Below are 15,079 nucleotides of genomic sequence, written 5' to 3' on the forward strand. Positions count from 1 at the left end.
ATTGATAAATCATCAAAGCCTCTTGATCTCATATCAAGAGGCTTTTTTGTTTCAATTTACCAATAATATTATTATAATTCATCAAAATTTTTAACATAAACATTCATACCAAAGGAAACAATCTTGAAGGCATTAATCTTGCAGCATGCTTCTTTTGAGACACCGGGTTATATTCTTGATTGGCTAAAAATACATCAATATGAAACAATTATTTTGAAATTGTACGAAATGGATGAAAAAAACATTCCTCTTTCCTATAACATCAATCTTTTAATTATCATGGGTGGTCCCATGAGTGTTCATGATGAAAAAAAATATAAATGGTTATCAAAAGAAAAACAATTAATTAAAAACTTAATAAATAAAAATATTCCAACTCTAGGCATTTGTTTGGGGGCTCAATTAATTGCTGACGTTTATGATGCCCATATTACAATCGCTAAGCATAAAGAAATTGGTTGGTTTCCTATTCAGGTAATGCAATCCAAGGAGAGTAAGAAAATCAAATGGCCTGAAAATTTTGTCACATTTTTATGGCATGGTGAACAATTTGATATTCCAGCACATGCCAAATTACTCGCATTTAGTCAAGGTTGCCCACATCAGGCCTTTATGATAAAGAATAATGTAATTGGATTACAGTTCCATCCGGAAATGACTTTAACAATGATTCAAAACATGATTGAAAATTGTTATGATCAGGATAAAACCCTCTCTCCTTTCGTTCAAAGCATAAAAGAGATACTTTCTGTCCCAAAGGAACATTATTCAATAAATCATCAAATAATAGACAACCTGCTTTCATATTTAACTACATAAAGTCAATACCTAGATATTATTTTCAATCACTTGTTTTAATTGCTGTAACACAAGATCCACAAGCTGATTATCTTTTGCCTCAACCATAATACGAATCAAGGGTTCTGTCCCACTTTTCCTTAGAAGGACCCTTCCCTCTTTACCCAATTTCAATTCCGAATCCCTTACGACCTTTTTAACTGCTTCGGTATTTAAAGGGTTTTTTCCGTTAAAACGAATATTATATAACTTTTGAGGGAACGGCATAAACATTCTACATACTTCACTTGCTTTTTTACCCTCTTCAATAATAACTGCCAATACTTGCAATGCAGCAATAAGACCATCACCGGTCGTTGAAAATTCAGAAAGGATCATATGCCCAGACTGTTCCCCTCCAACATTACATCCAAGTTGACGCATCTTTTCAACAACATAACGATCACCTACACAGGTTCTCGTTAATTGAATTCCGGTATCATCCAAAAACTGCTCGAGTCCCATATTGGACATCACTGTCGCTACAATTGAATGATTTTGGAGCATCTTCTTTCTATCCCAGGAAGATGCAATTAAAGCCAGAATCTGATCACCATCGATAAGCTTGCCCTCTTCATCAACCAACAGCATACGATCAGCATCGCCATCAAGAGCTATTCCCAAATCAGCCTTATGCTCCAACACAGAATTGATTAACGTTTCTGGATGTGTTGAGCCACAGTTTTTATTAATATTTAAACCGTTCGGTTTACATCCAAGCGATATAACTTCTGCGCCCAACTCCCACAATGCCTTGGGAGCCACATGATAAGCGGAACCATTTGCACAATCAATAACGATTTTCAAACCATCAAGGCGACACCCACGGGGAAAAGAAGCCTTTGCATGCTCAATATAGCGACCTGCTGCATCATCCAGACGTACGGCCCGACCAATATGTTCATTACCAGCCAATTGACCTGACAAATCAGATCGCATCATAGCTTCAATTTCAAGCTCCTGTGCATCGGAAAGCTTAAATCCATCTCTGTTAAAAATTTTTATTCCATTATCTTGGAATGGATTATGTGATGCAGAAATCATAACCCCAAGATCAGCACGCAAGGAGCGAGTCAACATTGCAATCGCTGGCGTAGGCATCGGACCAACCAGAATCACATCCATTCCTGCCGATAAAAAACCGGCAACCAAGGCACTTTCAATCATATAGCCTGATAAACGTGTATCTTTTCCGATCAAAACTTGATGTCTTCTATGGTCTTTTCCAGCCATGAACATCAATCCTGCAGCTTGGCCAAGCTTCTGTGCCACTTCTACCGTCATAGGATCACTATTGGCTGTACCACGAATTCCATCTGTTCCAAAAAGTAATCTATGATTTTTCATTAACTTTTCCCATGTTAAACAATAAAACATCACAATTGATATGACAGAAATCAGCCATATAAAGTCTGCCACATTTTTATGCTTTGTACCGCAGCGGGCACATTGTGAACACGAATAATTGAATTTCCAAAATAAAATGCTGGAGATGACGCTATCATGGTAGCGGCATCATATTCCTCAAAATTCATTTTTCCAGCAACTTCCCTAATAAAACGTTTTCTGGAGACTGCTAGAAGCAAACGGCAACCTAAGTTAGCAAAAGCGGCGAATTTTTTTAAAAGTTCCATATTTTGAAAATTATTCTTTGCAAAACCTATACCTGGATCAAGTATTACATTTTCACGACGAATACCTGCATTTACCGCTTTTTGAATTTTTCTTTGCAACTCTGCAAAAACATCAACCAAAACATTGTTGTAATTCTTATATTGATGCATTGTCTGGGGGTTTCCACGCATATGCATCAAAATCACAGGACATTGAGCCTGAGAAATAACCTGTGCACTTTCCCTATCATCAAGAGCAGAAATATCATTAATTAAATCAGCTCCTGCATCTAAGGCATATTTCATTGTTTCAGCATGACGCGTATCAACAGACAAATAGGCACCACATCCTTTTAATGCTTTAACAACAGGAATAATTCTACGACATTCCTCTTCAGTTGAAACAGGTTGAGAGCCAGGTCGTGTACTTTCACCACCAATATCGATTACTGTCGCACCATCCTCAACCATTTTATGAGCGGCCCGAATAGCAGTTGAACTTGAATAATGTTTGCCACCATCGCTAAAACTATCAGGCGTTACATTCAGTATACCCATAATTAGAGAACCTTCAGGCAATCCAGCCAGAGGTGAGGCAGTTGTTATTTTTCTTATCTGATTAGAATATAAGGGTGAATGAAAACAATCTTTAACATACCCAATTTCCAGTTTTTGATTCTCAATTATCTCAATCATTGAAAAGGCAACTTTTTTTTCTTGACCTGCAAAAGGTAATGCAAGCTCATTTTTGATTGCAAACCGGGCTGAATTTCCAAATAAAAATCCTGTAGGATTTATAATCATATCATTCTTAACGCTATAATCATGACAGTGTCATCTAATATCAATCTCAAACAAAATAAGTGAAAAGAATATATTCTTTTCACTTAAAAAAATAGTTTTAATCCATAAAATTAAAACCCTAGTTATGTTCCTCAAAATTAACACCTGTTGCAGGAACAGGATTATCAGCATGACCAGCATCATCCTTTTTTATTTCATCAGAACCAACATTATCACCTGAATGATGAGCCACATCGATTGATGATCTCAATTTTTTTGTCGTGTCATCAACAAGGCTACGTTCAATTTTTTCACCACGAAGAACCTGTCTAATTTCCTCTCCACTTAAAGTTTCATATTCCAAAAGACCTTGAGCCAATCTTTCAAGATCTTCCCTGTGCTCTTCTAACAACGCTGTTGCACGTTTATGTGCATCATCAATCAAACGTTTAACTTCGGCTTCTATTTCATGAACGGTTTCACTAGAAATATTTTTACCTTGTCCCATGGAATGACCGAGAAAAACCTCTTGTTCATTTTCAGCATAAGAAACAAGTCCAATTTTTTCACTCATACCCCATTCAGTAACCATCCGTCGTGCAAGATCCGTCGCCATTTTGATATCGCCAGATGCACCGTTTGAAACATTTTCCGGACCAAAAATCATTGATTCGGCACAACGTCCACCCATGGCAAGAACCAGTTCAGCCAAACATTTCGATTTGCTTTTTGAATAGCGATCGCCTTCCGGTAGACTCATCACCATTCCCAATGCGCGTCCACGTGGAATAATTGTAGCCTTATGTACTGGATCACATCCAGGAGTAAATAATGCGCAAATGGCATGTCCGCCTTCATGATAAGCGGTCATTTTTTTCTCATCTTCACTCATGACCAGTGAACGACGTTCTGAACCCATCATGACCTTGTCTTTGGCATTTTCAAATTCCAGCATCGATACTGTTCGACGGTTTAACCGTGCAGCCAACAAAGCCGCCTCATTAACAAGATTTGCAAGATCAGCACCAGAAAAACCTGGTGTTCCACGGGCAATTACTCTTGGATCAACATCAGATGCTAACGGAACCTTTTTCATATGTACGCGAAGGATTTTTTCACGACCACCGACATCAGGATTAGGCACAACAACCTGACGATCAAATCTTCCTGGACGTAACAATGCTGGATCCAAAACATCAGGTCTGTTCGTTGCGGCTATGAGAATTACGCTTTCATTGCTGTCAAATCCATCCATTTCAACCAGCATCTGATTTAAAGTCTGTTCTCGCTCATCATTACCACCACCGAGACCGGCACCACGATGACGTCCAACAGCGTCAATTTCATCGATAAAAATAATACAGGGAGCAGCTTTTTTACCCTGTTCAAACATATCTCGAACACGAGAAGCCCCCACTCCAACAAACATTTCTACAAAATCAGAACCTGAAATTGTAAAAAATGGAACATTTGCCTCACCAGCAATCGCACGCGCCAATAAGGTTTTCCCCGTTCCAGGAGGGCCAACCAACAAGACCCCTTTTGGTATTCTGCCACCCAACCGCTGAAATTTTTGTGGATCTTTAAGGAATTCAACAATTTCTTCCAGCTCGCTTTTAGCTTCATCAATTCCCGCCACATCCGCAAACGTGACACGTCCCTGTTTTTCAGTCAGCAAACGGGCCTTGGATTTACCAAATCCCATTGCCTTTCCCCCTGCGCTTTGCATATTGCGCATGAGAAGAATAAATAAACCGATAATCAGCAAGGTTGGCAATAAATTCAACACAAGCTGCCAAAAAAGATTTGGATGATTATCTACAGGTTTAACCTCTATTGTAACTTTATGGTCAGTGAGGGTTGATAAAAGCGAAGTATCCTGTGTTGGCAAATAGGTTTGAAATTTCTTGCCATCCTGACTTGTTCCAGTTAAATACCGGTCCTGTATGACAACTGATTTAACATTTCCAGCGTTAACATCGCCCAGGAATTTAGAATAGCTAACTTGATTGTCCACAACAACATTACTGCTTGGTCGAAAATATCCAACCACTAACATTACTGATACAATAACGAGTATCCATAAACTTAAATTACGCCCAAAATTTTTCATTCTACTTTATATTTCCATGTTTTAGGATAAACACGTTTTTAAAAAAAGAATATTTAATATATATCATTTTATATTCTTCATATTACAATTTATCTCTTACTTAATAACATAAGAACTGAAACAAATCTTTCCTACCCTAAAAAATATTTTTCCTTAAAAATATTGAATTTAAACCGATTTATTATAAACATAATTACATAATTAAGCTAATTTTGTGGTCGAAAAAAGATGACTTTGTGTCAAGGATTGTCTAGGCTGGAAAACAATATCCCATTCTTTCACGGACTCGTCCGAATATATTCCCAAATGAGGTACAGCCAATAATTTATCATTATACCAAAAAGCAGGTAATGTTTTCAAAATGCAAACAGGCAATCCCTCTCTACATGAAAACTGTTTGTAAGCTTTACCCAATGCAGCAATCGTAACTTTATCACTAATATCATATTCTGGCATAATAACTCGGAAACGATAATCCCAAATCGTATTTGACCGAGCCATTTTTGCCTTTTCAATAACAGTTGCCTCTCTAATCATCAACCAACCATTTCCCAACCTTCCAGCTGGCATAATCTGTACGCCACCAAGAGTAACTTTGCGCATTGATTGAACAAGCCGATTAATTGATTTCTGCAAGGGTGCATAAACAGAACCGGAAATTGTTCTGATTAAAGCACCCAACGTTCTTTCATCCATACCTTTGGTGGAAAAATAAGCAAATCCTTCTGATCTGATCAAAATGTTTTCTGTAACAAAAACAGCCTGATCCTGATCTTTTTTCATTCTTTTTTTACTCTCTTCCCGCGAGCGATGTAATAGTATTGAGACAGATCCTGAAGATGCCCAGGCCGATGACAATTCCTTTCTCACCTGATTTCTCTGAAATTTTAGATCCTGATTGGATGGATCCTCGACCCATATAATCCCTTCCTGTCTTAAGGTTATTCTCAAACGTTGTGGTGCAATCGATAGTAAAGGTCTTATTAACCTTATCTGCGGCAAATCCGTAATAGCAGCCATAGCGGCAATCCCATCCTCACCACTTCCGGCACGTATTCGCATCAGTACAGTTTCCGCCTGATCCCCAGCATGATGACCCAAAAGCAAATCTATGCTTCCCATTTTACAACATGTCTGAATTAATATTTTGTAACGCTCAATACGCGCTCTTTCTTCCAATGCGGCTCCAGGTTTTAGATTATCTAATGTCAGAACTTTTGATTCAATTCCAAGATCCTTCAATCTTTCTTGTGTAAGTGCTGCCTCTATAGCCGAATTTGACCGAATTCCATGATCTACAATTAAAGCAAATACATTTCGTCGCCAACGGGATGCCAACAATGCAAGACACAAACTATCTGCACCACCAGATACAGCCAATACAATGGGTGGCAACTTTTCATCATCATTACCCCAAGGTCCCAATGACTCAATACAAGAATTAAATTCATCTTGGGATACAGGTTTTAAAATATCATCCATACAGATTTAACAAATCAAGAACATTTAGCTTTACGACTTAAATTCAAGGCAGAAGATTTCACCTGGGTTGAAACATTTGGATATTTACTATGAAGCAGACTTACAGCCTGACAAGCTTCCTGAACCTTGCCATTTTTTAACATTAAATATCCTACACCCAACAAAGCAGATGGAGCCTTGGGAGATTTAGGAAAATTTTTATAAACAGCATAATAATTTACTGATGAAGCCTTGAAATTTCCTTGTCCAGCCTGAGCCTGAGCCAGCAAATATCGTGCACTAGGGGACTTGGCACCTTCAGGCGTGGATAAAATTTTTTGGGCGATGGATTCTGCGATCTGAAAATTACCATTCAACAATGCCTGTTGACCATCTCTCAAGGTTGAACCTGTTTCAGGTTTTACAGATTTAATTGTTCTTGAATCATCCGAAATTGATGATTTTTTAGAAACCTCACTTTTTGAATCAGTTACCACATCATCTGAAGAACCATTGGAAGCGCCTCCACGACCAGCAGCAAAATTCATATCATCAATTTTCTTATTGATAAGATCGTTTTGAGTTTTCAATTGGTTTGACAAATCATCAATTTCGCCCCTCATAACCCTTTGCTGATCTTCTAGATTGTTTATCCGGCTAACTAAATCGGGAAGTAAACCGTTATTTGTTGATAAACTATCATCCTCATCTTTATCTTTATGCCTTTTTTTACGATAATTATCAGAATCATCATTAAAATTAGTATTCTGTGCCTGAAGCTGGCTGATTTGCGATTTTAATTGTGCGACCTGGTTTTGTAGCGCAATAACCTGACGACTGTTATTTTCCTGGGCATTACTGTAAAAAGGACAAATCATAATTGATAGAAATAAAACTGTTATACTTCCTTTGACCTTTGGATGATCAATTGAAAGTAAATTAGAAATTCTTGAATATTTTTGCTTCGTTATCATTGCCAAACCCTTTACTATCCCTCATTTGATAATAAATTCAAAAAGCTTTAACCATTTATAAATTACGTTCTTTTACATTACATAACAAAAAGCCGGCATAACGTATATACGTATTACCGGCTTTTATTGAAAAGTTATCGAGCTAGGAATTAACGAACTGAAGTAGTCGCATTACGGTTCTGTGACCATGCTTCTTCGTTGTCACCTTCAGCAATAGGTTTATCCTTACCATATGAGATGGTTGTCATACGATCTGATGCAACGCCCAAGGATACCAAATAATCCCGAGCTGCATTTGCGCGGCGAGACCCTAATGCAATATTATATTCTTCTGTGCCGCGATCATCGCAGTTACCGGCAATCATGACCTGGACATTTGGATATTTTTTCAACCAATCAGCCTGACGATTCAAGGTTGCGCGAGCATCATCCGTTAATTTGTTTGAATTGAATTCAAAGAAAACACGATCACCAACATTAGCAACTAAATCAGCTTGACTTCCAGGAACTGGACCGCTCACGGTTGGAGCTTGTGTTCCACCACCATTACCGGTTGTCGCACCTTTATGATCTCCGCCAGAACATGCTGCTAGTAATAACGCAGCACCAAAAGCACTAATAAGCTTTATATTCATTGTATGTATTCCTACAAAACGGCTTTCTATTTTCTCAACTTTTATGTTGGTAAATATTGCCTAAAAAAATCAAAATCAAAATCCAAAAAGTCTTATTTTATGAAAGACATATCAATTTCAATCCTAGTCTTTCATTTATATCTAAACAAGTTAAATACACAAGCGATTTTAGCAAAAATTGAATTTTTTACCGCAATAATTTTATTTTATTTCCAAAATTTATTTTAACTGTTGCCAGAAGACCAAGAAGGATCCATCGCCATCGTTGATGTAGGAATGCTTCTCTCATGAAAACCGGAAACATCAATCATCTTGATGGATGAAGAAAAACCGCTTCCACGCGCACCGGCAGACGATTGGTTACAGAACGCCATAACACGGCCATTTGAACAAAATGTTGGGCTTTCGACAGTAAAACCTTGGGTTAAAATTCTTTCTCCAGTACCGTCAGGCGCCATAACACCCAATGAGAATCCACCGCCGCCAATTCTCACAAACGCAATAAGGTCACCTCTTGGTGACCATACGGGGCCTGCATAACTACCGTTTCCATAAGAAATACGTCGGGCTCCACCACCAGTGGCACTCATTATGTATAATTGCTGTCTTCCACCCCGATCTGAAGAAAAAACAATTTGAGATCCATCAGGACTATAACAAGGGCTCGTATCAATAGCCCCGGAACTGGTTAATTGACGTTTGCTGCCCGAACCCAGATCAACAGAATAAAGATCAGAACCTCCTCCCCTTGTTACAGACATAATGACAGACCTTCCATCAGGCGAAAAACGCGGTGCAAAAGATATACCCGAAAAATCTCCCAAAATTCTTTGTCTGCCTGATTGAAGATCAAACAAGTAAACTCGAGGACGGTTATTGACATAAGACATAAATGCTATCTGATTAGAAACAGGACTGAATCGGGGCGTCAAGACAAGCCAGCGCCCGCTGGTTAAGATTCGACTGTTAGCACCGTCATAATCCATGATTGCCAGACGTTTTGTGGGATCTGACCGGCGGCCGGTCTGTGCAACATATGCAATTCGTGTATTGAAATATCCCTTATCCCCCAATAAACGCTCATAAATAACGTCCCCTATCATATGGGAAACACGACGAAGATCCTCACTTATAGCACCTGACCCGGAAATCGAATAGGCTGTTCCCTGAATCTGTTCACCGGTCAACGCATTCCATAGCCGAAATTCAACTCGCCCATTCACCTCTGATCCAGTCACGATAGCACGAGCACCCATGGCTTTATAGGCGGCAAAATCAGGTGTAGAGGTTGGTGATGTACTACTAATAACTCGAAATAATCCTGTATTATTCAAGTCATCCGTTAATACCTGAGTTATGGCACCGCCATTCCCAGAACCAAAATCAGGAATAACAATAGGGATAGGCTCGTTTCTTGCCCGATCAACTGTAATTTCATCTGCACCGCCAGCTTGCTGCGCAAATGCAGATGATAAAGGTGTTGCCACAATTCCACCTGCTACACATCCATACAAAATTTTTCGGCGAGGAATTAAAACATCCCGTAAAATATCAGCATCATTATCAGAAATTATTGAGCGCATAATCCTATTTTCCCTATTATTGATAATGCATATTAACTTACAAATTTAGACATAATTATGGACGGAATACAAAACGAATCTGACCCGTCTTTCCCAACAGATTTGAAGGTATCGGCAATTTTGAACATACAGGACTTAACACGGCGTCCCTTGCCCGTTCTGCTAATGCCCTATATGTTGAATCAGCATTCATTTTTGTCTGAGTCACTGAATCAAATTTAACTATTCTAGCCTCTCCTGAAGCATCAATTGTTACAATTAAATGTGCCACAAAATTAGCATAATCTTTTGCTGCTGTGTCTTCAACATAACATCGACGAACAGATGCCGCTATTTTCCCCTGCTGACCTGCTGAAAGCCCTCTTGTGATATCGCCATTTCTCGCTCCACCACCATTAGGAGCCCCTCCCTGTCTAGGATTTGCTTTGGCTCTGGGAGGATGTGTTTGTTTCTGGTCAGCTTGATAGGCATCCAACGTCGATTCAAGTGAATGTGTATCAGGAATTTCTTTTTTTGCTTTTTCCATTTTTGTCAATCGAGAGAAATTCTGCACCTGAGGTAACGCAGTGGGCATAGGCATTGGTGATGGTGGGGATGGAACATGAGAATTTGAAGAGGATGCCAATGGTGAAACAGTAGGTGGTAACGTTACCTCTGCAGGTGCGGGGGTTTCAACAGCTTTAGGTAAAATCGAATCCTGTTTTTCCATTTTTGCAACCGCATCAGGTGGAGGGGGCATTGGCGGAGGTGGAGGCGGAGGTGGAGGCGTTTCTTCGACAGGTTCAGTTTTAGTAGGTGTTGGCGCAGGTGGAGCATCCAGTTTTTCTAATGCAGGCGCATTCGGGTTCGGGGAATCTTGCTCCGATTTAGCAGGAACTTCTTGTCCTGCATTATCGCTTGTAAATTCAACCTCTACTGGTTTTTCTTCAGGGGGTGGGGGTGGAGGCGCAAAATGAAATAACCATGATAATAGAATCGCCAGAACGATAACCCCAAAATGCGTTCCGATTGATGCCAAAAAAGAGCATCTGAAAATTTTTCTCTCAGAACGGTACATGCCCAGCAAAATACATAATCCTCAATTATGGCGTTTTTGAAGAAGGGTTGGATGTTGTATCAGGCATTTGTGCAAGTAACGCGACATGCGTAAATCCTCCAGCTGTAACACGTCCCATCACTTCCATGACCCTGCCGTAATTGATATGCTGATCTCCCTTAACAAAGATACGATGTTCAGAATCATTCTGAGACATGACTTTCAACTGCTCCACCAATTGATTCATATCTACAACATTGTCTCCCAAATAAACGGATCCATCTTCCCTGACTGTAACAGTAATCGGTTTGGTATCTGCATTTACAGGCTTCGCGGCAGTTTTTGGTAAATCAACATTAATTCCGCTTGTCATCATAGGAGCCGCAACCATGAAAATAATTAACAGAACCAACATGACATCAACCATCGGTGTAACGTTAATATCTGCCTGTGGACGTCTGCCACGCCCCCGTCTGTTTCGACCCTCTAAAGAAAATCCCATTGATTTTATTCCTGATTTTCTTTTGCTTCAGATTGACGAGAAAGAATCGCACTAAATTCAGCTGCAAAACCTTCAAGTCTTTCAGCAAATAAATTAAGCTTGTTATTAACAAAATTATAGGCCACTACAGCGGGAATGGCTGTCAACAAACCCAGTGCCGTCGCGAATAATGCCTCTGAAATACCAGGGGCAACCACTGCCAAACTTGTGTTATTGGATTGTGCAATGGAAGCAAAAGCATGCATGATACCCCACACCGTTCCAAACAATCCGATAAAAGGTGCCACCGGCCCTACTGTTGCCAAAAAAGTCACCCATCTTTCCAAGCGTTCCATTTCACGGGTAATAGTGATTGACATGGCACGATCAATTCGCTGTTTGACTCCCTCACTGCTCATCTCAATTCCATTAATTCTTGCTGATCGGCGCCATTCACCCATACCCGCACTAAACACTGCAGCCATGGGATGGGTTGGTTTCACCCCAATATTTTCATATAATTCATCAAGACTCCCACCTGACCAGAATAAATCCTCGAATTCATCTGCCTGATGTTTAACCTTACGGAGGGTAAAATATTTATCAAAAATTACAGCCCATACCCAAATACTGGCACAAACCAGGCCTATCATAACAAGTTTAACTACTAGCGCCGCATGAACAAAGAGCGCCCAAGGGGACAAACTGGCCGATGGTGTGGCCAGATTTGCTGCATTAATTGATGGATCCAAAAATGCCTCCTGCACAATTAGTCTCACTCAATTTAATTTCATATATAACTTGAGACTATTTATTATTTTCCAATATCCATTTGATATATTTTTTTTCCAATAAAAACAATCTTGTTTTGATAATGAGTAAAAATTTATTCGAACTGGTTTGCCTATATCATGGCAGCAAAAATTCTTTTCCAATCTGCTGGAAAAGGAGCTGGCATATAGGTTTCCTTCTTCAGACAAACCAGCTGAATTTTTAATTCAGTCACAATTTCTTCATTACGAAAAAAAACTTGTGATAACCAACAACTTGCCCCCAAAGTTGTGATTATATTTGTTTTTACAATAACCAATTCATCAATATACAAGGGTTTTCGGAATTTAATCTCGGCTTCCCTCACAACCAAAACCAAGCCGAAATCCTTGTACAAATCACTGGTTGTTCCACCCAACCGTCGTATACTTTCTGTCCGAGCGCGATCTGCAATTCCGAAATAACGGGCATGATAGACGATACCTGCCGCATCAACATCTTCATAACAAACCCTGAACCGGTAAGTTTTGACTTCCTCTTTCACCAAAGCAGGATTACTTATACCTTTGTCAAATGAATTACTAGGAATGATCTCCATGATTTTCATTCCTCCACCACATCGTTATCCAGCAAATCAAATTGTGCATTTAATAATGCTGGGGGTTTCAGATGAAGATGTTGCCAGCCTCTCTCTCCCAAAACACGGCCACGACTTGTACGAAGAACCAACCCTTCCTGGATCAGGAAAGGTTCAATAACATCTTCAAGAGTATCCCTTGATTCTGCCAAGGCCGCAGCTAACGTTTCAACACCGACCGGTCCACCCTGATGAAATTCAGCAATACGCAATAAATAGCGACGATCCATTGCATCCAACCCAAGCTGATCAACCTCCAATCTTGATAAGGCTGCATCAGCAATCTCGCGATCAACCGCTTTTTCACTCTTATGCTTGACAAATGCAAAATCACGAACACGACGTAATAACCTGCCCGCTATTCTGGGCGTCCCACGAGATCTTCTGGCAATTTCCGCAGCCCCATCTTCAGTCAATTCAAATCCAAGCTTACAGGCACCTCTTTCAACAATCAATTTAAGTTCATCTGTTGTATAAAATATCAACCGTAACGGAATGCCAAACCGATCCCGCAAAGGTGTGGCAAGCAAACCTGACCGTGTTGTTGCTGCGACAAGCGTAAAAGGGGGCAAATCTATACGAACCGATCGAGCCGCAGGCCCTTCCCCGATTATTAAATCAAGCTGGAAATCCTCCATTGCCGGATAAAGAATTTCTTCAATTGAAGGATGCAATCGATGAATTTCATCAATAAATAATACATCCTTTGGTTGTAAATTGGTTAAAATTGCCGCTAAATCACCAGCCCTTTGAATTACAGGTCCAGATGTTGCACGAAAACCAACCCCCAACTCCCTGGAAACAATCTGCGCCAAGGTTGTTTTTCCCAGCCCTGGTGGTCCATGTAACAAAACATGATCCAACGCCTCATCTCGCTGTCTTGCCGCCTCTATAAAAATTGAAAGATTTTCTCGTGATGATTTTTGTCCAATGAATTCAGCCAAAGATTGAGGTCTTAACGCGACCTCCACAGTGTCTTCCTGACGTTTTGTTGCATCTATGGGACGATTTATTTCAGACTTCATCGGGCCAACTCACGTAAAGCTTCTCGAATAATATGATCAAGTTGAAGGGGTTGATTTTTCTCTTTTAAACCTTTAATCACTCGCCCGACGATTGGTTGGGATTCCATTCGACGAAATCCAAGTCCCTCCAGGGCCAGCAACACATCTGCAACAATATTAGTCTCATTATTTTCGGTTATCTGACCTGAAATTGTAATTGAATTAATCACATCTGAACCAGAAGCCACTTTACCATTTAGTTCAGTTAAGATGCGCGTAGCCAATCTTGCCCCTACGCCTGAAGCCCGCATTAAACTTGCCTTGTCAGCTGTCATAATGGCCGAAGTCAATTCATCCGGCGTAAGAACGGATTGAATCGCCAGTGCCATACGAACCCCAACACCTTGTACCGTTGTTAGCAGCCTGAACCATTCCTGTTCCTTTCCATCAGCAAATCCATAAAGTAATATGGCATCCTCTCTGACGATGGTTTCAATCAATACACGGGCAATTTCTGGAGGACGAGGCAATTTTGATAAGGTCCGGCTTGAAACATAGACCACATATCCCACCCCATTCACGTCAATGAGACAACGATCCCTGTCATTTTGGTCAATCAAAAGCCCAGTCAATTGTCCTATCATGCCATTATTGTTCCTTTATTAACACGAATTTGACTTATCCGATGATGGGCATGACAAATCGCTATCGCTAAAGCGTCAGCTGCATCAGCTCTTGGAATTTTGGCTCCCGGCAATAAACGCTGAATCATAACAGATACCTGATCTTTGGTCGCCGCTCCCGTTCCAACCACGGCACGCTTAACTGTTTTAGCACCATATTCATTAACATTAATATATTTTTGCGCGGGCACTAATAATGCCACCCCCCTAGCATATCCCAACTTCAAGGTGGCAGAGCCATTCCGGTTGACATAGGTTTCTTCAACCGCAACCTCTTCAGGTTGATAAAGACCAATCAGTTTTTCCAAACCTGATGCTAATACACAGAGACGTTGAGGAACAAAATGATCACTATTCGTAGACAGGACACCACTTGCCACATAGGTAAGACGGTTGTCACGTGCATCAATTATCCCCCATCCGGTAAACCGTAAACCGGGATCTATCCCAAGAATTCTAACCACAACT

The 15,079-nt window shown here is 40.1% G+C and carries 15 protein-coding genes; 1 reads left to right on the plus strand and 14 read right to left on the minus strand.

Annotation, left to right across the window (positions count from 1 at the left end; all coding sequences use genetic code 11):
- Positions 1–123: 123 nt before the first annotated feature.
- Complete coding sequence (locus H3T44_RS04865) at positions 124–819, plus strand: type 1 glutamine amidotransferase (protein ID WP_198196378.1); 696 nt, start codon at positions 124–126, stop codon at positions 817–819.
- Between the two features lie 9 nt (positions 820–828).
- On the opposite strand, the gene glmM is transcribed toward H3T44_RS04865, so the two are convergent.
- The 14 genes from glmM to ruvC all read right to left on the minus strand — a co-directional run bounded on the left by glmM (position 829) and on the right by ruvC (position 15,075).
- Entirely contained in the window at positions 829–2,184 is a 1,356-nt protein-coding gene (gene glmM / locus H3T44_RS04870) for a phosphoglucosamine mutase (protein WP_198184843.1), read from the minus strand.
- Positions 2,185–2,234: 50 nt separating this feature from the next.
- Positions 2,235–3,254 carry a dihydropteroate synthase gene (gene folP / locus H3T44_RS04875; protein ID WP_198196380.1) on the minus strand — a complete coding sequence of 340 codons (1,020 nt, stop codon included), beginning with the start codon at positions 3,252–3,254 and terminating at the stop codon, positions 2,235–2,237.
- Positions 3,255–3,372: 118 nt separating this feature from the next.
- Positions 3,373–5,346 (minus strand): ATP-dependent zinc metalloprotease FtsH, encoded by a 1,974-nt coding sequence (gene ftsH / locus H3T44_RS04880; RefSeq protein WP_155571797.1) that lies wholly within the window; start codon positions 5,344–5,346, stop codon positions 3,373–3,375.
- Between the two features lie 201 nt (positions 5,347–5,547).
- Positions 5,548–6,828: a tRNA lysidine(34) synthetase TilS gene (tilS, locus tag H3T44_RS04885; RefSeq protein ID WP_155571796.1), complete on the minus strand. Its 1,281-nt coding sequence runs from the start codon at positions 6,826–6,828 to the stop codon at positions 5,548–5,550.
- A gap of 14 nt (positions 6,829–6,842) precedes the next feature.
- Complete coding sequence (locus tag H3T44_RS04890) at positions 6,843–7,781, minus strand: hypothetical protein (RefSeq protein ID WP_198196382.1); 939 nt, start codon at positions 7,779–7,781, stop codon at positions 6,843–6,845.
- 149 nt (positions 7,782–7,930) lie between these two features.
- On the minus strand, positions 7,931–8,416 hold the full coding sequence (gene pal / locus H3T44_RS04895) for a peptidoglycan-associated lipoprotein Pal (protein ID WP_110438805.1): 486 nt from the start codon (positions 8,414–8,416) through the stop codon (positions 7,931–7,933).
- A gap of 224 nt (positions 8,417–8,640) precedes the next feature.
- Positions 8,641–9,999 carry a Tol-Pal system beta propeller repeat protein TolB gene (gene tolB, locus H3T44_RS04900; RefSeq protein ID WP_198196384.1) on the minus strand — a complete coding sequence of 453 codons (1,359 nt, stop codon included), beginning with the start codon at positions 9,997–9,999 and terminating at the stop codon, positions 8,641–8,643.
- Between the two features lie 55 nt (positions 10,000–10,054).
- The gene (locus H3T44_RS04905) at positions 10,055–11,056 is read right to left on the minus strand and encodes an energy transducer TonB (RefSeq protein ID WP_370552727.1); all 1,002 of its coding nucleotides are present in this window, start codon (positions 11,054–11,056) and stop codon (positions 10,055–10,057) included.
- Positions 11,057–11,081: 25 nt separating this feature from the next.
- A complete protein-coding gene (gene tolR / locus H3T44_RS04910; protein WP_110438801.1) occupies positions 11,082–11,537 on the minus strand; it encodes a protein TolR in 456 nt (151 codons plus the stop codon).
- Positions 11,538–11,542: 5 nt separating this feature from the next.
- A complete protein-coding gene (gene tolQ, locus H3T44_RS04915; protein WP_155566679.1) occupies positions 11,543–12,268 on the minus strand; it encodes a protein TolQ in 726 nt (241 codons plus the stop codon).
- A gap of 152 nt (positions 12,269–12,420) precedes the next feature.
- Positions 12,421–12,885 (minus strand): YbgC/FadM family acyl-CoA thioesterase, encoded by a 465-nt coding sequence (locus H3T44_RS04920; RefSeq protein ID WP_196424922.1) that lies wholly within the window; start codon positions 12,883–12,885, stop codon positions 12,421–12,423.
- A 5-nt stretch (positions 12,886–12,890) separates the two neighbouring features.
- Entirely contained in the window at positions 12,891–13,949 is a 1,059-nt protein-coding gene (ruvB, locus tag H3T44_RS04925; RefSeq protein ID WP_155580231.1) for a Holliday junction branch migration DNA helicase RuvB, read from the minus strand.
- On the minus strand, positions 13,946–14,572 hold the full coding sequence (gene ruvA / locus H3T44_RS04930; RefSeq protein WP_155567929.1) for a Holliday junction branch migration protein RuvA: 627 nt from the start codon (positions 14,570–14,572) through the stop codon (positions 13,946–13,948). The genes ruvB and ruvA overlap by 4 nt, the downstream gene beginning before the upstream one ends.
- Positions 14,569–15,075 carry a crossover junction endodeoxyribonuclease RuvC gene (gene ruvC / locus H3T44_RS04935; protein ID WP_198193336.1) on the minus strand — a complete coding sequence of 169 codons (507 nt, stop codon included), beginning with the start codon at positions 15,073–15,075 and terminating at the stop codon, positions 14,569–14,571. The genes ruvA and ruvC overlap by 4 nt, the downstream gene beginning before the upstream one ends.
- Positions 15,076–15,079 lie beyond the last annotated feature (4 nt).

Source organism: Commensalibacter sp. M0355 (assembly GCF_016101365.1).
Classification (GTDB): Bacteria; Pseudomonadota; Alphaproteobacteria; order Acetobacterales; family Acetobacteraceae; genus Commensalibacter; species Commensalibacter melissae.